The organism is Mycobacterium sp. FW102-FHT13B02 (assembly GCF_058790275.1).
In genome coordinates this window covers 13,844-35,855 of the sequence record NZ_JBYTCM010000034.1, presented here as the reverse complement: position 1 = coordinate 35,855, position 22,012 = coordinate 13,844, and the positions used below count along the sequence as shown (strand labels likewise).

Genomic DNA, 22,012 nt, shown 5'->3' with positions numbered 1-22,012 from the left:
CCCCCCGGCTTCGCCGTGAGGAGAGCGCCGGCTAGCGCCGGCGTAAGGCATCCCGCGGCTAGCGCCGCGTCAGTCAGGTTGACAGCCGAGTTATGTTGTGCCCGTTGCTTTTTCGTCGTTACCGAGTTGGCTTCGCTCGGGCTACGCCCTTTGCTCTGCTGTACCGAATCACTTTGCATTCCAGCATCTTTCGTGTTGTCACTATTGCGGCTTCGCCGCTATTCACATTTCCTTATGTACCAACAACATTCAACGTTATAAGCGACTCCGTCGCTCATAACATCAATACTACCAACGCTTTTCACCAAACCGCAAGCAACAAACCCATACCGCAAACACCTTGCAGCACAACCATATAACACTCCCCACCAAAGCGGGCTACGCCCGCAACCAAACACCGAGCCACAGCACCACCCCTCAATCCAAACACAACACATTCCAGCCAACCCACACAAAAAGATGCCTTGAAGAGAGGCCACCGGGTGCCTACTGAACTTGACGCAGTATGCAATCACTTGACGCTCAATGCTAGGATCGGGCTATGACTCAAGAACTCGACACCCTGTCCGAGTTGATCGACCGACATCTGCCGGCGCGAGGTATGAACCGTGAGCAGCTGGCCAAGACCATCGGCGTCTCCCCCAGCACCCTCAGCCGCTGGTCCACCCGCATGCCCGGTCCGGAAACCATCCACGCACTCGCCGTCGCCCTCGATCAGCCCTACGCCGTCGTCCTCGCGGCCGCACTCCGGTCCGGCGGCTACGCCGACACCACCGCAGACATCCTGTCCGGGCACACCATCACCCTCGTCGCCCGCGATCCGGCCTGCACCGAAGCCGACGAGAACGACGAGCAACCAGGCGCCGTCTTCACCGACCCCGACCGCGCGCAGAAGTGGGCACACGTGCGCGGGGAACTCGATGCACGCCTCGGCGCCTACGGCCACGGAAGTACGGCCACCGGCTCCGTGGTCATCGACGGCGCTCTCGCCCCGGAGCACGTCGTCGTCTATCGGGCGAACTGGGAGCACCGCACCGACACCGTGACCGTCTCAGAATCAGGAGTGTTCGCTGAAGTGCCGTCGGGACTGGACCCGCTGACGGCGCGCGTGGAATCCCTCACTGACACCGGGAAGGTGTACGCCGTGTCGGCCTCCGGGCTCGATGCCGGCATCGCCACCGGTGTTGTAGCTGACGCGGTGTCCCACCTCCGCGAAGCCGGGCAGCTGCTCGGCACCGAGGAATCGACGGGCCTGCACTGGAGCGACCACCTCGTGCACGACGAGCTGCAGCGCATGCGGGACTACGCGCGGGAGCGCGGCGAAGCGATCAGCGGTGAAGAATCGGCGCGACTTGAGCCGCTGGCGCGGGCGCGGATTGAAGCCCTGACGTCCGAGTTCAAGCCTTTCGATCGGGCCCAGCTCGCGAAAGTCGCAAACGCGCAGCCGATCCCGTACGTGTGGGGCGGCGGGGCTGGGTCCCCGGACGCTGGGCGTGAAACGAAGGCCTGGAGTGACCCGATCAGCAGCTACTGCCTGCATCCACTCGACGGCGAAGAATCCTGACCGGGTACCCGGCTCCATCCGCGTCAATCGCATTCACGCGCGCGTGAACCTGCTTCGAGGTCCTTCTTGCTAACGACACGGCTTCAACCGAAATATGCACCGCCACAACCTGATACAGGGAGCCCCGGGTACAGACCGGGCCGGGTAACGCGCCCTACCGGCTTGCTGGCCGCGGGGAATGCGCGTGTCTAGTCGCCCTCCGGGTTCAAAGGCGTCGAGATTTGCGACATCTGCTGTTGGGGCATTTGGACCATCTGGGATAAATGATGGGCGACGACCTCGCTTAGCGGCGAAGGTTGTTGCAACATCTGCTGACTGACCTGGCTGAGCTGCTGCCCACGTTGGTGGTGCGGCTTCTGGGGTTCATCTGGCGAAGCGATTGCCATACGGGGAAGTGCTCCTTTCCGGGGCCGAAGCCCCCCAAACGCATAGTAACCGGGAACACCAGGGCCTCGCCTCTAATGAATTCATCCGACACCAGGACGTGCGGTCCTCTTGAAGACCCTGCTTACACGTGATTGAAGTGGCCCGGTGGGTTGCCTGTACTCCTTTGTGTCGCAACATGGTTCCTATCGTTTCGGCACCGAGAAGAATTGTCGGTGCGCAATGCGATGCTGGATGTCATGTACACCAACCCTGCCAGCTCGCATCAGTGGGCTGTCGTCGATGTCGAGACCTCTGGCATGAGCCCGAGCCGTGACCGCATCCTGAGCCTCGCGGTGGTGTTGGTCAACGCCGAGGGTGCGATCACTCGGACCATGTCCGTGCTTCTCAATCCCGGTGTTGACCCCGGTCCCACTGCAATTCACGGTCTCACCACCGAAGTGCTTGCCGGCCAGCCGGAATTTCACGAAGTTGCCGGCGAGCTCGCGGAAATGCTCGCCGGCAGCGTCTTTGTCGCACACAACGCTGAGTTTGACTACGGCTTCGTCGCTGCGGAGGCCGCGCGGGCGGGCATCGTTCTACCGGTCGACAAGATCATGTGCACCGTTGATCTGGCTCGCCGTTTGACCCTCGACGTTGAGAATTTCAAATTGGCTACCTTGGCGAAGTTTTGGGGCGTGAACCAGGCTCGGCCACATGACGCGCTCGATGACGCACGCGTGTTGACCGGCGTGCTGCACCATGCCCTCTGTATGGCTGCAGAGTCCGGGGTATCTCTACCGATCCGGTCAGTGCACAGACTGTCCGGCACAGTGCTTTCACGCTCGCTGCGCGCCGCCTGAGGCTCTGACCGCTTCAGCGCCCGCATGGTCGCTATCGGCGTAGCGCTTCGCGGCCGCGCGTAGTGCATCCGCGTGGTCGTCGTGCTTTTGCGCGACCTGGTCACCAGAGGAGGTCAGTGCGGTCTGAAACTGGGCGACGGCAGCGGTCAGCTCGGCGCCTACCGGACCGTAACCTGCCGCCATAGCGGCAATGAGACTCTGATCCGGCTGGGTATCAACACGTATTTGACTGGCGGCCGAACCATGGGCTTCGGCGTAGCGCAGGACGTCTCCGCCATCGACTCGAAGGGTCATACGCGCGACGCTATCGCCCCGGGTCGGTGTCCTCAACAGGACTTAACTCGGGACGGGCAACTACACCTAGCTGGCGCGCTGGATCAACCCGTCGGCTCGAGCTTGTTCCAGCGCGGGGCCGACGAGAGACCACAGGTATTCCTGAGTGGTCTTGAAGCCGAGACCGGCGGCCAGCGCATCAAGGTCGCCTCGAGTGTCCGTGGTCATCCGAAGCGACAGCAGTTTGTCCAGGCGGCGGGTTTCGGAGCCACGACGGTTCTTCCGCGGCCGCTCAGTCACGGCGCTCGGGGCGAATGTCTTTGACGTTGCCATCACACTTACCTCCGTTGTGACCTGGTGTTTTGTTCGGTTTCCGAACATGTTGAAGTCATCGTAGCCCGACTTTCTCCGTGCGCGGCATTCCGCGCGCGGTGTGTCGTCGCCAATTGGTAGTCGTATGTGCGAATTTCGCTCATTTCCGCATGTCACTTGGTGGTTTGATCGTGCACGCAACGCTGTAGGATGAGCTTCTTCCGACCACTGCGGCCGATGGGAGGTGATCGTGGCGCTCGAACACCGACCCGATCCGCGTCGGCCAACGATGAGCGGTCGCGACGCAGCCCGTGCCTTACGGGTAGATCACCGCACCGTGCAGAAGATGATCGAATCGGGCGAGCTGGCTGGTGGAGCCCGAGTCCGGGCCAATCAGCTCCGCTGGTACGTCTATGTCGACCAGATTCCCAGCGCTCCAGCTCCCGGTGACAGCAGCGCAGAGGTGTCGCGGCTGCGCGACGAGTTGGCCGCCGAACGGGCTAGTAAAGCGGAGGTGCAAGCCCAACTCACATCAGCGCAAGAGAGCAACCGACTGCTGTTGGCCGGCCAGGCGCAATTGCGCGAGGCCTTGGCGGACTCTCAGCGCGCGCTGGGCGAGATGACCAGGGCAACTCAAGCCATCATGGAGGGCGCCGACGCGTACCGCCGCGGCGCCGAGGGCTACGCGCAGGTCATCGCCAACTTGCAGTCGAGCTCGGTTCGAATCACCGGGGTTGCGGAGAACTACGCCGATGCACTGAGCCAGTACAACTGGGCAGGCAATGTCAGTGAATTGACTGACATGGATGACTGACCAGTGTCATCCCTCATCAGTAGCTAGAGGTCCGTCCGGAACTGCAATAGATCCTCGACGAGATAGTTAACGCGGTACGTCGCCGGCAAGTTCGTCCAGGTCGGAATGATGATCTGCATGGCGATTTCATCGCCGAGGAGTTCCTTCAGGGTTACATCATCGCCGCTGTAGTACGCGACCATAAGATCGCCGGCCGGGTCAACGACGAGAAGATCGTAATCAGCGTCGGGATCGCTGGGAATGCGCCTGGGGTATTCCTTGCCGTTGATCACCACGTACCCCTCGACTTCGACACCAACCGTTTGGGCGCCCGCGACGGGAACGCCAGGGGGTGGCAGCCGGCGGGGCAATTCCGCTGCCCGGTCAGTGGAGTCACGCCAGCGCCGCACCTGGTGTTCTTCTGCTCCGATCTGGTCAGCCAGGTTCTTGATGCCACCGGCGCGGTCGATGGTCGCCCACCGATCCAGCCACGTCTTGTCGATTCCCTCTGGCGGCTTGTCTTCTCGCACCCGTCGCGCGATCGTGCGGTCAGCCAGCGGTTTCTTTTTCGTGTGCTGGGCGATACGACGTGCCATCTCGCTGCGGGCCCGCCGACGCGCTTCGGCCCTCTGCACCCTTTCAGGTGCCCGCCGCCACAGCCTGCCCAGCTCCTGATAGCGCCGCTCTTCGAGGGCCTGCATCGCTTCAGCGAAACCCGTTGACTCAGGTTCAGGTTCGGGGCTGCTGCCAGGCAGGTCCCAGAAGTCCATGCTCATTGGTCGTCAGGCTCATCGCCGCCGGCGATCGGTTCGTCGTTGCCGTCGATCAAGTCATCAAACTTGAGGCGATAGGTTCCATTGCCGCGCGAGCCATCTTCGCGCAGCGGGTCCTCGAGCACGTGTGGGTCCATATCCTCGGGAATGCGGTAAAACCACGCGTCGACGAGGCACTCAGACGGGTACAGGTCAAAGTCGCGACCGATACGGCGAGCGTATTCCATTGCCCGCCAACGCGTCTTGCCCTCGATTGATGCTCCCCACGCAGGTTGTACCAGGTTTAGGTGCGGATACTTCCACTGCGACTCCCCCACCGACTGCAGGCGACCGAAAAATGCCTTGTACATCGCCTGGATCATCTGCTGGTAATCCAGCCGATCGACAGCACGCGCAGAGGCCAGCGCGACCCGCAGTGTCTCTGAGAACTGCCGTAGCCATTGATGCTGTTCGGGCCAGACATAGGCTGCGGAAATGTTGAGTTCAGTGGCCGTCAGTCCGGCCCCACCGTTCTCGACGTGGGCGGTCAGCTGCTGCACATCCACGGTGGTGGCCCAGAACGTTGAGGCCTCTTTCCACTTCATCCGAGGATGAGGCACAGGCAGCTCCCGTAACACCCCGTCACATTTTTCGGCCGGTGGGGTGGTGATCTCAAAGAGGCCCTGGGGCGGGCGCTGCGAGTCGAACCACTCGGGGTCGGGGGTCTGCCATTCCGGTGTCCCCCATCCGAAATACAGTCCTGCGGCCGAAGGAAGGTAGGCGGCTTGTTGATCGAGTTCAACATCGACACCTTCGCCCATCGGCCGATGGTCGCGGTACCAGCTGTTTTTATCCCACCACTGCGATGGGAGCTTGCCACGCTTGGCAATACGCGGCGGTAATGGGCAGGGAACCAGCTTGGCGTCAGGGTCATTCTTGCGGGTCGGTCGCGCTTTGCTCATCCGCGCCGAGGCGATGGTCGCTCCCACCCGGGACCAGCGAGGCCCAGGCAGCGCTCCCTCGAGGCTGTAGAGCCAGGCGATCCGGTCAGCGAGCACGTGGGCGGCAGCGACTTCATCGGCCGGGAGCACGGTCGATGTACCGACAACACCGACGATCCCCCGGTCTGCGGGGCGCGACTTGGAAGGCTCGGAATGGGTGTAGGGCACTAGAACCACATCAACCTTGCGGTCCTTCCATTCGGTCGGGTCCTCCGAAGTCAGCGAGCAGCTGAAGAAACCCGACTTGATCGCCTTGGCCTCGCAACCGAAGAAGTCCCCGACGACGTCCTCCAGCTTCACCTTGTCGCCCGCCTTCGGTACCGGAAATTTCAAGTCCTGCAAGGCTTGTCCAGTCACCCAGATTTGAGGCTTTGCTTCGTCCTCCCCGGCCGCCCACTTGTACTTGATACCCAGGCGAGTGAGGTTCTCCGGTATACCCAGCGGCGGCGCAACGACCAGGCCTGCGGGAGTGACTGTGCCGCGACTGGTGACGATCAGCACGCGGTCGTCTGCCCCGGAGAACTCCACGTCATCCCATTGCCGGCTCTTGTACGTCCACGCATCTGCGACAGCGCCGGCCGCGCTGTCGGTCGCCGCCACTGGTTGTTCATCGTCGTCCCGCTGAGCGCTAGCCAAATAGGCCTGGACCGTCGTCTCCATCCAGGCGCGCTGGCCGCCCTTATCCAGGTCGCCGACCGTGAAGTCCTCGTCGACAAAGTCGTCCGGGAGCGCCTTTCCGATCCGCCTCACCACGTCCTGTCGGGTCATCAGAGTCCCCGACGCCCCTTGGCAGTGATCGCTGATGATCCAGTCGAGCAGGTCGGGGATCTCGCCGTCCTTATCGTCGACGAGCACGAAGTGCTCGGACCCTCTGCTGATGCGGTACACGCTCACTTTCCGCTTTCCTTTCGGACGGGAGGACGTTTGGGTGGTGGTGGGACCTGCGCTGCAAGCGCTGAAGCAAGCTGCCCGCGACGCCATTTGGCGCGCAGTACTTCTACCGCCGTGGCCGTGCGGCCGACACGCAATGCGGCTTCGGGGACGCTCAAGGACTGGTCCAGAGCCACGCGGGCATCGGATATGGTCCAGCGTGCCCCACCCCGGGCGGCGGTGGCCGCGGTGCGTTCAGCCCGACGTTCGGTGTAGCGACGTCGCTCCTCTTGGGATCGCTTCTGACGATCCACCATGGCCACATCCTTCCCGGGCCAGGGGCGTTGTAGCCGGAGATCCCTCAACCTGGCCGCTGTCACGAACTGAGGTCTGCACGTGGTCACCATCATGCCGCCTCATCAGCGGACTGCGAGCAGTGATCAAGCATCTGCCCGGCCGCGAACGCAACAGCATCTGGGTCGCCGGCGACCTCGGGTGGCGCATCGACGGAAACGCTGGGGCGCAACGCTTTCAGTGGTAACCCAGACGCGACAGATGCCGAGCGTGCAGCGCCAAGCGCGAGATAGCGGAAGCCTGTCACCTTCCCGCCGCGACAAGCAATTCGCACAGCTGCCTCCATCCAGGCCCGGAAATGACGAGACCCTCAGGTTACACCCTCAGTCTTATAACGTAAATAGATTGAGGGTCTACCCTCGCGCCATGTCGACAAGCCGGCATCTGTCGAGTTGGTGTGCCAGCGATATGGTGGCCGTCGGTCCCCCTCGATGCTTGCCGAGGATCAGGTCGCATTCGCCGGCGCGAGGGTCGAATGGATCGATGCCATCGGGGCGGTGCAGGAGGATGACCATGTCGGCATCTTGTTCCTGACTTCCACTTTCGCGAAGGTCCGAGACTTGTGGGCGTTTGTCGTTTCGCTGCTCGGGCCCGCGGTTGAGCTGGCTGATCGCCACAACGGGTAGTTCAAGTTCTTTGGCTAGCAGCTTGATTGAGCGGGAGAACTCCGACACTTCCTGCTGTCGGCTTTCGGCGCGTTTACCTGAGCTCATCAGCTGCAGGTAGTCGATGACGACGAGCCGCAGTCCGGTCTTCTGCTTCAGCCGGCGCGCTTTGGCGCGGATCTCCATCATGGTCAAATTCGGTGAATCGTCGATGTAGAGGGGCGCTTCGGTGATTTCGCCCATCCGTCTCGCCATTCGTGTCCAGTCGTTGTCGCTCATGCGGCCCTTACGCATCGCGTCGAACTTGACGCCTGATTCGGCACTGAGCAGACGCATGACGATCTCTGACTTGCTCATCTCGAGGCTGAACAGCACACTGGGTAGGCCTTGTTTGATAGAGCATGATCGCAGAAAGTCAAGTCCCACAGTGCTTTTGCCCTGTCCGGGGCGACCGGCCACGATGATCATCTGGCCTGGGTGCAGACCGTTGGTGACCTCGTCGAGGTCGGTGTAACCCGTGGAGATGCCCTTGCCGCTGCCGCCGGAGGCGATCGCGTCGAGTTCATCCATGGTGGGCTGCAGCAGGTCATCGAGCACGGTGTAGTCCTCGGCCGCGCGGCGTTCGGTGACGTTGTAGATCTCCGCTTGGGCGCGGTCAACGACGGCGGCGATATCGGCGCCCTGGGCACCGTCGTAGCCGTACTGCGCGATCCGGGTGCCGGCCTCCGCCAGTCGGCGCAGCACGGCTTTCTCGGCGACGATGCCGGCGTAGAAGCCGGCGTTGGCGGCCGTCGGCACGGTTGCGATCAACGTGTGCAGGTACGGGGCGCCTCCGATCCGGGTCAGCAGGCCGCGCCGGTCGAGCTCGGCGGCTACGGTGACCGCGTCGGCCGGCTCGCCTTGGCCGTACAGGTGCAAAATCGCGTCGTACACGGTGGCGTGGTTGGGCCGGTAGAAATCGTCGGGCCGCAAACGCTCCAGGACGTCGGCGATCGCGTCCTTACTCATCAGCATCCCGCCGAGCACTGACTGTTCTGCCAGTTCGTCATGCGGCGGTCGGCGGGATTCGAAACCACTGTCCGGCACCGTATCCCGCTCGGGCCGGCGACGGCCTGGCCGCTCATCCAGCGCCGGCATCACGCCACCGAGCCGAGTGCACGTGCGTTGTCGTCGAAACTATCCCGTACGCCGTCCCAACATGTGTCGCAGACCGGGACCGGCAACAGCATCTGTGGCCGCACAGCACCACGGCTGTCGTCGCACTGCACGCATCGGCCCGCGGTCACCAGGTCTGTGATCAAGTCGCATTCAGCCGCGGCAGGAGTCACTGCCCCGAGAACGTCATCGGCCCATCGCATCAGGGCCACTTTGAGTGCGACGCCTGGGAACATCATCCTGGCTCTGCGGCGGGCACTGGCCAAGGCCACTGCCGGATCGGGGATGCGGGTGACATCAAATTTCACCGCGTGGGCCTGGAGTAGTCGGGTGCGGTCGGCCTCGGTGGTGACAGCGCACACGTCGGCATATCCGCTGGCGGTGGCCGCGGCCGCGGCCTGCAACGCGGTCGAGCGTTGCGCACGGTCCCACGCGGCCTGCAGCGGCCGCAGTCGGGGACCTGAGCCGATCAGGTTCTGTGCCAGCCGCCACATGGCGAGCTTCCAGGGCCGTTGGAGCCCTTCAGGTTCCGGTGCGTGCAAGATCGCAAGCACTTGCTGGGGGGTGAACCCCCGTGCCAGCTGCGCCCGGACCGAGGCGCCGAGCCGCCACCGCAGGTGTCCCGGCAGTCCATCGAGTGACTCGGGCAGCTGCCGCAGCACCTGGCGAAGTTCATCCGAGCGAACATCGACCTCAATTGGTCGGGTGCCTGACAAATCGCTAACAGTTCGGGCGGTGCGGAGGGTAGGGAGGTTTATCTTTTGGCTTATAGAGGGATGCGGCTCAGAAAAGGTGACGGTTTTGGCGATCACCAGGCCCTGAGAATCGCGTTGAAGCGGCTCGACATTGGCAAGAAATCTCGGATGGATCGCGACAACAGCAAACCCTCCACGGCCCTGCGCGGGATCGTAAGTCAGCAGCTGTGCGTCGGCGAGGCTGGCGAGCGCTCGGCCGAGTGTCTTGACGTGGTAGATGCGACCACGAAGGGACCGAATCTCCTCGGAGACTTGAGATAACCGCAGCCGGTTGTCGGCCACCTTGGACCAGCGGTCGCACAGCAGCGTCACAACGGCGGCCAGGACCCAGCGACGAGCTCCTCGCAGCTGCTGCGCTGCCGAATCGTTGCGGACACGTGCAGCAACAAGATCGGCGTCAGCGAAGGCCACACGCTGGCGCGGGGTTGGATCCCGCCGTACCCGGCGTTGGGCAGCGGTGTTCGGGATTCGACGCTGGCGGCAAACAGCCGATGCGGGGCGCTGCCCGTCAACTCGTTCAGCGTCGACGGGTGGTCTTGCCCCTGTTTGAGACAAACCGGTATCGTGAGAAGTACCTACCACGGTATTCCCTTCACATGTGAGGGGACCCGAGATTGAAGTCGACAGCTTCGGTCTCACCTGAGAGATGCGGGGTGGCTACCGCTGATCTCGCTTGTTTGAAGCGGAGCGCCCCCCAGTTCTGGGGGGTGTTTCCTTTTCACTCAGATCCCGCTATGGAGTTGTCAGCGAAGTGGCTCTATGGGCTCGCTTTAATACGCGGCGGCACCTCCCCTCTGCTGATCGTCGACGTCGCACAGAAGTAACGACGAGCTGAAGGCGCACCGCATGCACGAGGACCAATAACGGTGCATGCGAGCCGAAAACCGTTGCCGTGCAGCACAAAACCGCCAGGGCTGGCAGGTCGCAATAGCCGCACGATCAACAAAGCCGACAGTGCTGCTCGATTGTCAGATCGCAAGAGATCCGTGTGGGTGGGCGTCGCGGCGAATAGGATCGCGACGGTGCGTAGCCTCCAATTGCGTTGAGTGCTACGTGTTTTGGCGTACGACGGGTCGTTGGCGTGGCAGGCGAATGCAGTGTGGACACATGAACAAACGCCCAAGTGTGGACCCCGGCATGAGCTCAGCCGCGAAAACGGCGCCGATACTCCTGTGACTGGTGTGGTTACATACCGCGATGGTTGCACGGACCATGGCGGAATTCCGCGACCGACACGCGGAATTCCGCGTGATCGGCCACGACGTGACCTCGGGACCGACACCGCACAGGTGCCGGGCAACGGATATTTCACGCCCGCGCCCCCAACACTGCCATCAATGGCTGCCTCGACGCAGCCGACGCAACAAGTTCATCGACAGCCCTGGCGATCGCATAGCTGACCTCACGGCAGGCCTGAAGCATGTGGCCACAACGCTGCACGTGAACATGCCGACATCCTGCGATGCCCGCCGCCAGCTCCTCAGCGAGAACTGGTGGGGTCAGCACATCGACCCCACCGCTGATCACCTCGGTGCGAGCCCGGATGGAGCCCAGCTGGGGGTATTGGTCATACAGCCGCAGCGCGGCCAGAAAGCCCACCACGGTCGTTAGCGGAGTACTCGCCAAAGCACTCGTGGCATAGGCCGCCAACGCAGACCCGGCGCCGTGGCAATGAGACACCCCAGCGCAGACCGGACCGGCTAACAGCCGCTGCAACGGCCCCACAACAGAGGCCGGCGCACCGAGTATGCCGCTGCACAGCAGCGAGGCCCCCGGAGCATTCAGCAGCCGGCCGAGTCCGTGCTGGGTGAGGTGACCAGCCGCAGTTGCAGCCAGAACCAAGCCATCGATCTGCACCGGAACCTCATCCGACGGCCGACCACAGTAAGTGATGCCGGTAAAACCACCCATCGAATGACCAACGAGCAGCACCTTGCCGACTGGCTCGACTGCTCCCAGAACAACCGCGAGGTCATCGGCAAGCCGGTCAACGTGATACGTGACAGCTGATGCAGACCCAGACCTTCCGTGACCGCGGTGGTCGTAACCCACGACCTGCACTGCCGGACCAAATGCACGTAGGACGCGCCGAACCTGAGGTCCCCACGAATGGCGGTCAAGGCATAGCCCATGCAGGAAGACCACGGTGACCGGAGCACACGGATCACCCCACAACGAGATCGACAGGGTCACTCCATCTTCGGTGAGGACCGACAGTTCGCGCTGTGATAGCTGACTCTGTCGGCCGCAACGAGCCGAAGTCGGAACCGCAGATGCGCCGCCAGTCCCGTGCGTCATAGCTGTTCCCTTGTCCCCCCGAGAGGTAACGAACCGAGCCTGCGCCAAACCAGGGATGGTCATGCTGCCCCCTGCTCGCGGTGAATGGACGCACGCAGCCGCGACCCGATCCACGTCCCGACCTGGGGTGAGACGGCGTTGCCGAATCCGTCGGTCTGGTCCCGTGCGCTGCCCCAGACCACGAAAGTGCCTTGGTAGTCGGCGAAGTCGACGTCGAAGCCGCAGCCTCGGCCGATCTCGTGCGTCGCCATCATGCGGAAGTAGCAGTCCTCCAGGGCGAGGTCGGCAAGCATCGCGCGCCACTCGGCCGACAGCAGCGCAGTGGTGTCACGGGAGGTGAGCGTGCCGAGCGGATCCGCCAGCGGATGCGGCGCCGTCTCAGTGCCGCTGCTGCCGTTCTGCTTGTACCAGCCAGAGAACAACAGCGACTGAGCTGGTGAGCCGGTTAGGGCACCGAGCGGATTGCTCACCGGATGCGCGCGGTAATCGGCTTCGTCGATCTTCCCGTTGTTCTTGATGAGTCCCGCCGCAGTCAGCACGCCGGGTATCTGCTCGGATGTGACCGTCGGCATGGCCTCGCCGTGAACGGTGGGAATCGTGTTCCTACGGAACGGGACGACCCCGCTGGACAGCAGGCCGAAAGCTTCGGAACCACCCTGCGTTGGCAGCGGCTCGTTGGTGCCACGCGGGACCTGGCCACGGCGGAACGTTGTGACACCGACGGCAACGGGTGGCGTGATGACGCCTGTGGCGTTGGTGGCGGTCTGCGCCCACAGAGGCTGGCTAAAATCCCTACTTCGGCAGTCCGATCCGGGCCGCTCGTACGTATTCCCGGCAGCGGCCATGATCGCCCCGGTCGACAAGATCGCTGTCTCTTGCTGGCTGGTCTGCGTGGCCATCGGCTGCCACGGATGACGCTCAGCGCCACGCTGAGCCTTCACCGGCATCAGGACGGCGGGGAACTCGGCGAACCGCTGGCGGCACCGATCAGCGCGAGCGAGCGTCGCGGGCGCCAGCGGCAGCATCACCTCCTGCCCGTCGACCACGAACCGCTTGAGCGGCCGGTCACCGATCCGGGTTCCCAGGTCGCGCAGGTCCAGTGCCGGGAGCGACGGCGTCATCGGCGGGATGACCTCGCCGCGGCAGGATGGGCAGCGGTAGTTGTACTGAACCCCGTATCGAACAGAACCCGTGGGCGGCACCCCGGTCTTCCACGTCCAGATCGCCTCGACGACCGCATCACACCTCGAGCACCAGGAGTGCGGCCGGTGATCCAGATCGGGTGTGGGCAGATTGGCCTTCCACATCGCGATATACAGCCGGTCCCGCGACTGCGGTACACCGAAGAACATCGAATTCAGGTACAAGACACGGTATTTGTAGCCAAGCAGTTCGAACTGCTTGAGCCACCACCGATACGTCGACCCGTCGCCCACCTTCTTCCGGCCCGGAACCGCAGGGCCCCATGACTGCAACTCGGTCGTGCACTCGACCAGGATCAGCCGAGGATGGTGCTGTCCCGCGTAGTGCAATACGCAGTTCGCCGTCGCCCGGTCACGTTCCGAACGCGTCACCGCCTCCTCGTACTCCGGGTCTTCCATATCGAAGAGGGATAGCCCCGTCGCATAAGCCTTTTCAGAGTTGGCCGGCGAATGATTTTTGCAACTCACGCCGGCAGCCAGCAGATCGGCTGGCGGAAGATCGCGCGCCGAGTGATAGTCGGCCGCTTCCTTGTCAACTAAGTCAGCGATCCAGTGCTCGGCATCGGGATGGTTGGCCTCATGCACCTCGACCTTGTAGGCGTTGTGATTGGCCGCCATGATCGTCGTAAATCCGGCATTCTCAATGCCTTTCGTCAGACCACCGAAACCGGAGAAGAGGTCGACGGCAACCAGGTCGTCGTGCGCGAATCGCCGACGCCGGAAAGCGGGGCGATGAGTGGCGGTCCTCCTAGACATGGGTCAGCCCCCGCGAGTACTGGTGCCAGATCTGGCCGTCGAGCTGATTGCCGGCGCGCCCGCGGCCGGTCCGCCAAACTCCTTGCCAGTTCCCGTCGGTGGGTAGCGCATTGGCGGTGTCGGCGGCAGCTCCCGATTCCTTGTTCGCCCATTGGTCTGGTGTGCGCTCCGTACTCGCGGCATCACGGTGGGTCATGCCGCACCTCGCGTGACCGTCGAAACTGCCTCGACCGCAGCATCAATGGCTCGGTCGAACAGCCCACAGACCGTCGACCGCGATGCCTCCGCACTGAATTCGGTGAGCGACTGCGGAGCAGGCAAGGCCGATCGCAACGCGTTGATTACCCCGGCGTACGCACCGGCGTAATCGCAGTATTCCCATGCCCTTTGCGTGCAGGTATAGATGTCGCAGCCCAGTGGATGCCACGACTCCTCGGCGATACGCCGCGCCGCCCGCAGGACCAACAGCATGTCCCGGACGCTTGTATCGGGTTCGTCAAAGTCGACGATCCCCTCGAGCTCACCGACACGTTTGTCACGGGACATCAGTGCGCGGGCGGCATCAAGGCAGGTCTGAAGGTCTCCAAGCGACTTGTCGTTGGTGACGACTTGCTGAGGAAGCCACATCGATACCGGACTGACGTCGATGGCCCAGCCGCGGTACTCAACACGGGTCACGCTCGATCCAGAGACTGGATGGTTAAGTCGCCGGCTTCGGGGACCGCCTGAAAACTGATCGATGGCGACATCGCTATCGACGCCGCGATCTTGCGCACTGCGGCCCGTGCGCATCCTCCAGGCGTAGTTGGTCAACCGCACGTCGGCGCGTTTTCCGTTCTTGGGCCTCGCGACATGTCCGTCTGGCGCCGGTCCTTCGAACGTCTCCAACATGACCGCAGCTAGCGAGCGGTGTTTGGTCACGCCGCCGCGCCGCAGCGCAATTTGCAGGTACCCATTCGAGTTGGGGCTGGGTTTCAAGAGCCGGCCGGTCCGCAAATTCCACGCTCGTCCGTGGTTGGAGATTTCGTAGAGCTCCTCGTACCCGAGGACAGGTTTGCGAACTTCTGGTTCACTCAGCGGACCGGTGGCGGCGGCTTGCGCTGCAGTCATGGTGACGTCCTTTCTGAAGGGCCGGGTCACGCGGCCAAATCCGCGGTATCAGCGAGCAGGTGGACCCATCGCGGATCGACGTCGCGAAAGTCCCTGTGGCTGTTGCCGGTCAGCGTCGACAACGTGAAGTTGTCGAGTTCGCTGGGATTGCGCGGCTGAGCTTCTGCAGACCACCCGCACGCGGCCACCGACGCGCCCGTCGTCTGGCATGTCCGCCATATGCGGCTGGCCACTCGTCCCGCCCGGGCGCGAGAGGGCGCCGCCGATCCCCAGGCGAAAACGATCACGTCGTGCCTGCGGGCGAGGCGGTCGATCCAGGCGTCATTGTCAGGGCCGACCGGGTCGCGATGCGTGTTCAGCTCCCCTGCTGCGGTGACGACGGCGGCATAAAGGCTCACCACGGTGTAGCCGTCGTATCCGAAGCGTCGGGCGAATCCGGTGTAGGACTTGGTGAATAGATCGTCATGGTGTTCGTCCGCCGTGCCGGGGCGCAGGTCAAGAATCAGCAGGTCCGGGCCGCTGCCCCATCGGCGGGTCAGTTGATAGCGATAGGTCCGGTCTGCAGAAAACGTGGCTGGGCTCGGTGCGCCGGCGTGCGGGCGCCGGATATCGAGCCCGAGAGTCATGAGGTCACCTCTGCGTGAGCGACCTGGTCCTTCGTTTTGGTGCAGGCAGGTCGCGCGATGCCGTGGTCGTGAACCTGTGAGCACAGCCGCGGGTCTGTGCAGCAGTCCGAGCAGATGTAGAACAACAGACCCCTGAAGCAGGTCATGCCGACCTTGGCTGCGGTGAAATGCGTTGCTTCGTAATCAGGTTCGGATGGATCGCAATGGCAGGGTTCGTAGACACCGATCGGCCTGTGTTCGGCGTTGGGCGCATGCGGTTCGGAAATAGGGCGCAGGCCCTGGTCGAGATGGTCGGTGATTGTCACGACGGAGTACTCCCCTCTGTCGAAGCCCGGCCAGATTGTCGGGGTGCGTCGAGGATCGATTGGCCGGTTGTGGTGTCGAATCTCGGATGGACGTGTCGACGGCCGGTGCACTGTGCGGTGCAGATCGCAATTCGCCAGCCGGTCAGCTTGCTTGACATCCGGACATTGCGGCCTTCGCGGCCGATCGCCTCCGCGAACTGCTCAACCGCGACGATCACTCGGATGTCGCGATGTGCTCCGGAGGTGACTCGCACCGAATGCACTGGTACTTCAAGAGCGTTGACTACATAGACCAGTGGGTCGTCGTCGAAGTTGACTACCGACACTCGCTCGCCGGCCAGCATTGCTTCGATCGCGTGGATCCGCGAACCTCGGCGTCCGATACACGTGGATGCGGCATTGATACCGCGCACCGTCGCAGTCACGGCGACTTTCGAATAGTGGCCCGGTTCGCGGACTACGTCGATGATCCGGATCGTACCGTTGCCGATCTCGGGGACTTTCCGGGCGAAGAGCTCGTCGAACAGCTGGCGATCTGTGCTGGCCGCTTGGCCGCGAAACGGCGGACGGCTGCCTGCTCCACTCACGATGGCATTCCCCGCGTGCGTCCGCGCGCGGCAGTCGGAGCCGCACTCGGTGGTGAGTTCAATTCGCCTGCAGCCGAACCGATAACGAGCATCGACACTCGACGAGGTGAGTTTGAATCGGGACATAGGATCATCAGAAAAGCCGATCTATCGGTGTGGGTGATGGGGAGACGGTCACCCGGCAAGTGCGGCGGCCACCGGGTCCAGCTCCAACATCAGCTGAACTGGCCGCGCACTCTGAGGGCCCAGACACTGGCGTCCCGTCAGTGAGATGACGTCATGGTGCTGGTCAGGTGCTGCATCAACGGTGCCATCGGCTGCCTTTTTGGGCTGGTTTGATGCAGCGGCCTGAGCGGCGAGGACGGCATCGGTCTCAGCGCCGGGCGAAGCGGCCGGGCCCATGTCACGACCGGCGATGATCGCCAGTTGTTTGCGGCTGTTCTTGAGTTCGGGCCCGGGAGCCAGGCGATAGCCGGCCCAAATACCGAACTCTTCGTCGGCATCCAAAGCCCGTGCGGCGCAGGTCGGTTGGTAGAAGCAACCCCAGCATGCAGCAACCGCGCGGGGATCGGGAAACTGTTCGGTGGGGTGCCAGAGTTCGGGGTCGTAGTAGCACGGGGTGGGGCGATCAGGCTCTTCATAGCGCTGCGGCAAAACTGCCTGGTGCGGCCGGCCGGGCGGCCGTCCGCCGCGGCTGGTTTGATCCTGCGGGCGCGGGCTGACCGTTGAAACAGAGCTGGAAATAGACACGGAGATACTCCTGAGCTATGCGGGTGATGCCCCTACTTGGGGCGAACGCGCGCAGCAACAATCACAAAGTGAGGGGGTGCTGCGAGAAGAATACGAAACGACTCGATGACCGACTGTGTGGTCGGAGTCGAATAATGAACTGCGAGAAAGGAATTAGATTGATGCGTGGCTACGACGTCTGCGCGCCGCTGAAGCATCAGTCAGGTGTGGCTACTTGCGATTCCTCAGGGGTGGCTCCCTTCGTTGCGGGTAAGCCCGGCCTTGCCGGCCGAACGTCCTAACAACGTCAAAGTATCAAAGCGCACAACATGTTGGCAACTATTACCGTGAATTTGCCTTCTCGTGCACGTCAGACAGGCGCCCGACCAGGGACACAGCGCGATTGCGCGCGTCTGGCGGTAGTTGACCAATCAAAGTAGCCAACATTGTCAGTGCTTGCTCCGCACGCGCGCGGATCTCCGCGTTCATCTGATCGCGGGCTTCTTGAGATAGGCCGGGCTCGTTCATGGCAGAAGCGGCGCTGGCGGCGAAGCCCAACACCGTCTCTGCCAGAGCCTCTGCCAGGGTCAGCGCATCGCCGGCGCCGACCGCTAGCGTGGGCGTCTGGGCCGTCGACACGGCTGGCTCATTCCCGGCGATCTTGCGTAGCGAGTCCTCGGGAGCCCTGAACAGCGTGGCTAAGCGCGGGATCAGGGCAGAATTGGGCGGGTACTTGCCCAATTCCCAGCCCGACACCGCTGAGGGCGCGATACCTAGTTCCTGGGCGAGCGCCGCCTGCGTCCATCCGGAAGCGATCCGGTAGTGCTTAAGCTCCCAGCTCTGTCGCGGCGGCATATCCAGGTAGTCAGCCAGTTCGCCGCCAAAGACCTCGACCATCCTGGTGAGAAGCTTCAACGACGGCGTGGAACGGCCGTTGAGCAAGCTGCTCAACGTCGTCGGAGTAACGTCGAGCTCTGCGGCAATCGCCTTCTTCGTCGTTAGGCCGAGCTCTCTCCCCGCGCGGTCACATACTCGTTTGAATGCGCTGGCAGAGAAGAACTCGCCCGTGTTGTCAGCCATTACATCCCGCCTTCGTCGACGGGGTCATCTGGATTGGTAGCCCACGAATTCGGCGTCAGCCGTCCGCCGACAGGGCTGCTGCACACTAGGACTGCTACTCACACCGAAGTGCTGCCGGAGACGCCTTCGGCCCCGGACTGATCAGAGTCGATGTAGCGCCGCCGTGCTGCGTGAATGTTGCCGGCATGTTCGGTGTATCTCAGGGCCACGCCGGTGCCCGATGTTTGAAGGGCCGACTGAAACTCGCCAACAGCGGCCGTGAACTCCGCACCAACCGGCCCGAAGCCAGCTTCCATCTGCGAGAGCAGCTCCGGATCAGGCATGCAGTCGCTCTCGACCTGGCCAGCGACGTCCTCGTTGGCCTTGGCGAACTGCAAGAGTTCGTCTTCGTTAACCCGTAGCGCCATACCCAAAAGGCTATAGCTGCATCCGAACTGCGAGCAAGACCACCTCATCGGACGCGCCGTATTGACGCGGGGCGGTGAACCTACCGCGAACCGCCTCCTGTCATTACCGCTGCTGCTGGCGGTGCTACCGGCGGCCACTTACCGCGGACTCTGGAGAACGCTAAAAGCTGCTGCCAGCATTGAGCCATGACCGATTTGTTGAGCACCATTTTGGCCGACCCTGAACTTCGTCAGTGGCCCCAGCACGCCGCCCCGGCGGCCGATCCGGCAAGTCGGCCCTATCCCGCCGCAGCGATCCCCGCACCGCAATCACCAGAAGCTCCGCCGCAGGCCGCACCTGCGGCCGGTGAAATGGCCGCAGAGAGAATTCGATCCAACATTAATGACCCGGCGCCGGCGGCCCCGCAGACGAGCGACCCTGAATTCAATCCACTCGGTTTCGCCGAGCCGCCGCAAGACCCGGAAATTGCCTCCGCTGCCGAACGCACCGCAGACCAATTACCGCCATCGGTAGACGCCGCAGATGACCAACCGCGAAATGAGCCCGAACCGACCGACAATGAGAACGCGATCAGTGCTCCACTGGCATTCGACGACATCGCCACCAAACCCAATTCGCTGCTGTCCGCGATAAACACCGCCGGGGCCTGGCTGAAGGACCGCGACTGGAAGGACCCACGCACGCTGGGTGCGGCCGCGGCTGTGCTGATCGCGGTGAGCAGCATCGGCTACTGGGCGCTCGGTGATAGCGCCGGCGACCAGGCCCCGACAGCCCAAATGGCGCCGACGAGCTCCTCCACCCAGACCTCCCCGACAAGTGCACCGGCGCAGCGAGACACCGTGATCCCGGTCTCGACGGCAACCGCGCGCTGCCCCGCGCCCAGTTCGGATCCCATGAACGCCTTCAGGCTGGAAAGCGCCCAACCCTGGATCTGCATCATGGCCTACTCAATCGCTGGCCAAGTTCTCACGGTCACATTCGACAAGGCCTACGTCATCACCTCGGTAGGCACCCTCCCCGGCGCTAATAGCGAGGAGGCCGGCAAGGATCAGTGGGCGATGTACCGAACAGTGCGACTGCTGAACTGGTCGTTCAACGACGTCGGTAACACCAGCTGCGATCAGGACACCCACAACATCCGGAAGATTGTTCCTTTGGCCGTCACGGCCGCCAACTGCTACCACAAGGGCCCATGGCAGCCGGTAGTCGCCAGCGCCGTAACGATCACCATTCAAAAGACCGACCAACCGTCCAACCCCGGATCGGTAGGGCCCCACGCCGCGGACGCCGCCTCCACGGCCGACTACACCGCGTTCGCGATCAGCCGCCTACAGCTCCTCGGGCACCCGGTAACGGGCTAACCACCCACTACCGCCAGCGAAATCGCCTGTTACCACCTGATGGTGGTAACAGGCGATTTCTGTATGCGCCGCACGGTGGTAACAAGCTATCGCCGCTGGTCAGCTAGTTGGATAGCCGCGATGACAAGCCGGAAAACCCCCATGTTTGACCTCTGGCAACCCCACTTGTGAGCAGCGCTGGCTGCCCAGAAAGCTAGCAAGCTATCAGCAAAGTTTCCTAGCGAACCTCTCGGCCCGGCCCTTCACCTAACGGCTTGGTCCGGGCCGAGCTTAGCAGGGTTGTCAACCCTGGCAAAGTCTGCTACCGCAACGACTCCACTGGGGCCGCCCGGGCAACTCGGGTTGCGCAGCCTCGCCCGTGGCCCTGGGGGTACCCCCAAATCGGCCGATGAGCTGGGATTCCAGCACGCTGAGGGGCCTCGGTCTGCGCCAGCGAGCCCAGCCCCGCCAGGCCGGCCAAGCGCGCTGTGCCCTACCCAAACCTGACAACACCCACAAGCCACGCGCGCGGTAACCGGGATCAAGCAAGCCTCACCTCTCCCCCGAGCCCAACGCGCCCTAGGTCCTCTGGAAAACGGGCGAATCCGACCCCATGGTTTGAGATGTGAGCTTCCGACCCGACCCCCGTACCCGGATGCGTCACTGGTGGGCCCAACACCGGCCAGACCGGCGCGCCGTGCAACGAACCTGCATTGCGACCTGCCTGGCCCTCGGCGCCTACGGAGGCCTCTACTCCCTCGCTGCCGGATGCTCGCCCCAGAACACGGTCACCGCGTCCGACCTGAACGCCACGGTGAACCGCGCAGACGCCGTCGGCGCGTTCGCTGACGGCTTCGTCAACCTTCTGCTGACCGACAACAACGCCAATGACTTCGCGGCGTTCACCAGCGCACAGGTCACCCCGACCCCGGTGCCCATGGACGTCATCAAAACCATCCCATGGTCCGTTCAGCGGCAACCCGTTCAGTTCGCCAACGTGGACTCCTGGTCCGTCATCGTGGGCGCGTTCGTCAAACCGATCTCCAAGCCGCCGCAGCTGCGCTTCTACCAAGTCGCGGTCGATGTGATCCAGGGCCGCCCACGAGCGTCCAGTACGCCGGGCATCGTCAACGGCCCCGACATCGGATTCGATGTCGAACTCGGATACCAAAAAGACATCACCCAAGGCTCCACGTCATACAAAACCGTCGCAGATTTTCTAAACAGCTGGCTCGTAAGGGCAGACGACCACCACCCGGCAAGCGGCGATATCGCCAGATACAGCACCTCGCCCCAAATACGGCCATTCGACGACGCGCCATTCTCGAGAATCAGCATCGACGCTATTAAGGCCGAAAAAGATATCCCAGAAACAGCACCAAACGGATTTACATCCCGGATCTACGTAACCGGACAAGGAATTGACGATTCCACCAACCAAACCTTTTCCTATCCGCTCGTCCTCACTCGCCAGAGCGACAAATGGTTCATTTCCGACATTGACCTCGCGCCGAAACTCAATGGCCGCATCACCCAGCCAAAAACAACCCCGACCTCACAAAGCCCGTCAGACACACCAACCGGATAAACCCCCAAGCACCGCATCAGCGGTCAACACCCGAAGGAAGGCAACCGTGAACTACGTCAACCAGGTGCTGATGAACTTCATCAGCCAGTCCAAGCCCACTCTCATCCTGGCCATCGTGATCATCACCGGGGCGCTCATCGTGATTCTCTTCGCGACCCACCGCGGCTCTATGACCAAGGTCATCATCTGCGTCGTCAGCGGCGTCGGCGCCGTGATCGTGGTCAACATCCTCCCGGACCTACTCCAGGGCGCTGCCTCGGACGGCCCAGGGGTGACCGGCATCAGCAGCCGTTACTAACCACGTCAACCATCAGCACGAACAC

22 protein-coding genes and 1 pseudogene are annotated in these 22,012 nt (G+C 63.0%); 6 read left to right on the top strand and 17 right to left on the bottom strand.

Annotated elements, in window-relative coordinates:
* Nucleotides 1–541: 541 nt before the first annotated feature.
* Nucleotides 542–1,564: a helix-turn-helix domain-containing protein gene (locus tag AC3WTE_RS30980; RefSeq protein WP_492443333.1), complete on the top strand. Its 1,023-nt coding sequence runs from the start codon at nt 542–544 to the stop codon at nt 1,562–1,564.
* A gap of 188 nt (nt 1,565–1,752) precedes the next feature.
* Here AC3WTE_RS30980 and AC3WTE_RS30975 read toward each other — a convergent pair whose 3' ends face one another.
* Nucleotides 1,753–1,950, bottom strand: a complete 198-nt coding sequence (locus AC3WTE_RS30975) for a hypothetical protein (RefSeq protein WP_492443331.1) — start codon at nt 1,948–1,950, stop codon at nt 1,753–1,755.
* Nucleotides 1,951–2,175: 225 nt separating this feature from the next.
* Here AC3WTE_RS30975 and AC3WTE_RS30970 point away from each other — a divergent pair, with 225 nt between their 5' ends.
* On the top strand, nt 2,176–2,790 hold the full coding sequence (locus AC3WTE_RS30970) for an exonuclease domain-containing protein (RefSeq protein WP_492443336.1): 615 nt from the start codon (nt 2,176–2,178) through the stop codon (nt 2,788–2,790).
* Here AC3WTE_RS30970 and AC3WTE_RS30965 read toward each other — a convergent pair.
* A complete protein-coding gene (locus AC3WTE_RS30965) occupies nt 2,767–3,084 on the bottom strand; it encodes a type VII secretion target (protein WP_492443330.1) in 318 nt (105 codons plus the stop codon). The two genes, AC3WTE_RS30970 and AC3WTE_RS30965, sit on opposite strands and share 24 nt — an antisense overlap.
* 66 nt (nt 3,085–3,150) lie before the next feature.
* Nucleotides 3,151–3,396, bottom strand: a complete 246-nt coding sequence (locus AC3WTE_RS30960) for a hypothetical protein (RefSeq protein ID WP_492443328.1) — start codon at nt 3,394–3,396, stop codon at nt 3,151–3,153.
* A 325-nt stretch (nt 3,397–3,721) separates the two neighbouring features.
* Between AC3WTE_RS30960 and AC3WTE_RS30955 the strand changes: the two genes are divergently transcribed.
* Nucleotides 3,722–4,189, top strand: a complete 468-nt coding sequence (locus AC3WTE_RS30955) for a hypothetical protein (protein WP_492443326.1) — start codon at nt 3,722–3,724, stop codon at nt 4,187–4,189.
* Nucleotides 4,190–4,212: 23 nt separating this feature from the next.
* Here the strand turns inward: AC3WTE_RS30955 and AC3WTE_RS30950 are convergent, their stop codons facing one another.
* The 14 genes and pseudogenes from AC3WTE_RS30950 to AC3WTE_RS30885 all read right to left on the bottom strand — a co-directional run bounded on the left by AC3WTE_RS30950 (nt 4,213) and on the right by AC3WTE_RS30885 (nt 18,760).
* The gene (locus AC3WTE_RS30950) at nt 4,213–4,944 is read right to left on the bottom strand and encodes a hypothetical protein (RefSeq protein ID WP_492443325.1); all 732 of its coding nucleotides are present in this window, start codon (nt 4,942–4,944) and stop codon (nt 4,213–4,215) included.
* On the bottom strand, nt 4,941–6,815 hold the full coding sequence (locus AC3WTE_RS30945; protein WP_492443323.1) for a hypothetical protein: 1,875 nt from the start codon (nt 6,813–6,815) through the stop codon (nt 4,941–4,943). The genes AC3WTE_RS30950 and AC3WTE_RS30945 overlap by 4 nt, the downstream gene beginning before the upstream one ends.
* Before the next feature lie 683 nt (nt 6,816–7,498).
* Nucleotides 7,499–8,812: pseudogene (dnaB, locus tag AC3WTE_RS30940) on the bottom strand (replicative DNA helicase); the annotation flags it as partial.
* A gap of 74 nt (nt 8,813–8,886) precedes the next feature.
* Complete coding sequence (locus tag AC3WTE_RS30935; RefSeq protein ID WP_492443321.1) at nt 8,887–9,567, bottom strand: hypothetical protein; 681 nt, start codon at nt 9,565–9,567, stop codon at nt 8,887–8,889.
* A gap of 1,401 nt (nt 9,568–10,968) precedes the next feature.
* Nucleotides 10,969–11,958 carry an alpha/beta fold hydrolase gene (locus tag AC3WTE_RS30930; RefSeq protein ID WP_492443335.1) on the bottom strand — a complete coding sequence of 330 codons (990 nt, stop codon included), beginning with the start codon at nt 11,956–11,958 and terminating at the stop codon, nt 10,969–10,971.
* Between the two features lie 59 nt (nt 11,959–12,017).
* A complete protein-coding gene (locus tag AC3WTE_RS30925; protein WP_492443319.1) occupies nt 12,018–13,916 on the bottom strand; it encodes a DNA cytosine methyltransferase in 1,899 nt (632 codons plus the stop codon).
* On the bottom strand, nt 13,909–14,112 hold the full coding sequence (locus tag AC3WTE_RS30920; RefSeq protein WP_492443318.1) for a hypothetical protein: 204 nt from the start codon (nt 14,110–14,112) through the stop codon (nt 13,909–13,911). Before AC3WTE_RS30920 ends, AC3WTE_RS30925 begins: the two co-directional genes overlap by 8 nt.
* The gene (locus tag AC3WTE_RS30915; protein ID WP_492443316.1) at nt 14,109–15,026 is read right to left on the bottom strand and encodes an NUMOD4 domain-containing protein; all 918 of its coding nucleotides are present in this window, start codon (nt 15,024–15,026) and stop codon (nt 14,109–14,111) included. The genes AC3WTE_RS30920 and AC3WTE_RS30915 overlap by 4 nt, the downstream gene beginning before the upstream one ends.
* A gap of 26 nt (nt 15,027–15,052) precedes the next feature.
* Nucleotides 15,053–15,652, bottom strand: coding sequence for a DUF1643 domain-containing protein (locus AC3WTE_RS30910; RefSeq protein ID WP_492443314.1), 600 nt, complete (start codon nt 15,650–15,652; stop codon nt 15,053–15,055).
* Nucleotides 15,649–15,957, bottom strand: coding sequence for a hypothetical protein (locus tag AC3WTE_RS30905; protein WP_492443312.1), 309 nt, complete (start codon nt 15,955–15,957; stop codon nt 15,649–15,651). Before AC3WTE_RS30905 ends, AC3WTE_RS30910 begins: the two co-directional genes overlap by 4 nt.
* On the bottom strand, nt 15,954–16,544 hold the full coding sequence (locus AC3WTE_RS30900; RefSeq protein ID WP_492443311.1) for a transcription elongation factor NusA: 591 nt from the start codon (nt 16,542–16,544) through the stop codon (nt 15,954–15,956). Before AC3WTE_RS30900 ends, AC3WTE_RS30905 begins: the two co-directional genes overlap by 4 nt.
* Before the next feature lie 174 nt (nt 16,545–16,718).
* Complete coding sequence (locus tag AC3WTE_RS30895; protein WP_492443310.1) at nt 16,719–17,294, bottom strand: WhiB family transcriptional regulator; 576 nt, start codon at nt 17,292–17,294, stop codon at nt 16,719–16,721.
* A gap of 321 nt (nt 17,295–17,615) precedes the next feature.
* Nucleotides 17,616–18,353, bottom strand: a complete 738-nt coding sequence (locus tag AC3WTE_RS30890) for a helix-turn-helix domain-containing protein (protein WP_492443308.1) — start codon at nt 18,351–18,353, stop codon at nt 17,616–17,618.
* Nucleotides 18,354–18,451: 98 nt separating this feature from the next.
* A complete protein-coding gene (locus AC3WTE_RS30885; protein WP_492443306.1) occupies nt 18,452–18,760 on the bottom strand; it encodes a type VII secretion target in 309 nt (102 codons plus the stop codon).
* 186 nt (nt 18,761–18,946) lie between these two features.
* Here AC3WTE_RS30885 and AC3WTE_RS30880 point away from each other — a divergent pair, with 186 nt between their 5' ends.
* From AC3WTE_RS30880 to AC3WTE_RS30870, 3 genes are all read left to right on the top strand, one after another.
* Nucleotides 18,947–20,122: a hypothetical protein gene (locus AC3WTE_RS30880; protein ID WP_492443304.1), complete on the top strand. Its 1,176-nt coding sequence runs from the start codon at nt 18,947–18,949 to the stop codon at nt 20,120–20,122.
* A gap of 604 nt (nt 20,123–20,726) precedes the next feature.
* Complete coding sequence (locus AC3WTE_RS30875; RefSeq protein ID WP_492443303.1) at nt 20,727–21,689, top strand: conjugal transfer protein; 963 nt, start codon at nt 20,727–20,729, stop codon at nt 21,687–21,689.
* A gap of 46 nt (nt 21,690–21,735) precedes the next feature.
* Complete coding sequence (locus AC3WTE_RS30870) at nt 21,736–21,987, top strand: hypothetical protein (protein WP_492443301.1); 252 nt, start codon at nt 21,736–21,738, stop codon at nt 21,985–21,987.
* Nucleotides 21,988–22,012: the final 25 nt, after the last annotated feature.

Excerpts from the sequence above, each read along its gene's own strand:
- AC3WTE_RS30980 (WP_492443333.1), top strand. The coding sequence starts at position 542 with ATGACTCAAGAACTCGACACCCTGTCCGAGTTGATCGACCGACATCTG.
- AC3WTE_RS30975 (WP_492443331.1), bottom strand. The coding sequence starts at position 1,950 with ATGGCAATCGCTTCGCCAGATGAACCCCAGAAGCCGCACCACCAACGT.
- AC3WTE_RS30970 (WP_492443336.1), top strand. The coding sequence starts at position 2,176 with ATGCTGGATGTCATGTACACCAACCCTGCCAGCTCGCATCAGTGGGCT.
- AC3WTE_RS30965 (WP_492443330.1), bottom strand. The coding sequence starts at position 3,084 with ATGACCCTTCGAGTCGATGGCGGAGACGTCCTGCGCTACGCCGAAGCC.
- AC3WTE_RS30960 (WP_492443328.1), bottom strand. The coding sequence starts at position 3,396 with ATGGCAACGTCAAAGACATTCGCCCCGAGCGCCGTGACTGAGCGGCCG.
- AC3WTE_RS30955 (WP_492443326.1), top strand. The coding sequence starts at position 3,722 with ATGATCGAATCGGGCGAGCTGGCTGGTGGAGCCCGAGTCCGGGCCAAT.
- AC3WTE_RS30950 (WP_492443325.1), bottom strand. The coding sequence starts at position 4,944 with ATGAGCATGGACTTCTGGGACCTGCCTGGCAGCAGCCCCGAACCTGAA.
- AC3WTE_RS30930 (WP_492443335.1), bottom strand. The coding sequence starts at position 11,958 with ATGACGCACGGGACTGGCGGCGCATCTGCGGTTCCGACTTCGGCTCGT.
- AC3WTE_RS30925 (WP_492443319.1), bottom strand. The coding sequence starts at position 13,916 with ATGTCTAGGAGGACCGCCACTCATCGCCCCGCTTTCCGGCGTCGGCGA.
- AC3WTE_RS30920 (WP_492443318.1), bottom strand. The coding sequence starts at position 14,112 with ATGACCCACCGTGATGCCGCGAGTACGGAGCGCACACCAGACCAATGG.
- AC3WTE_RS30915 (WP_492443316.1), bottom strand. The coding sequence starts at position 15,026 with ATGACTGCAGCGCAAGCCGCCGCCACCGGTCCGCTGAGTGAACCAGAA.
- AC3WTE_RS30910 (WP_492443314.1), bottom strand. The coding sequence starts at position 15,652 with ATGACTCTCGGGCTCGATATCCGGCGCCCGCACGCCGGCGCACCGAGC.
- AC3WTE_RS30890 (WP_492443308.1), bottom strand. The coding sequence starts at position 18,353 with ATGGCTGACAACACGGGCGAGTTCTTCTCTGCCAGCGCATTCAAACGA.
- AC3WTE_RS30885 (WP_492443306.1), bottom strand. The coding sequence starts at position 18,760 with ATGGCGCTACGGGTTAACGAAGACGAACTCTTGCAGTTCGCCAAGGCC.
- AC3WTE_RS30880 (WP_492443304.1), top strand. The coding sequence starts at position 18,947 with ATGACCGATTTGTTGAGCACCATTTTGGCCGACCCTGAACTTCGTCAG.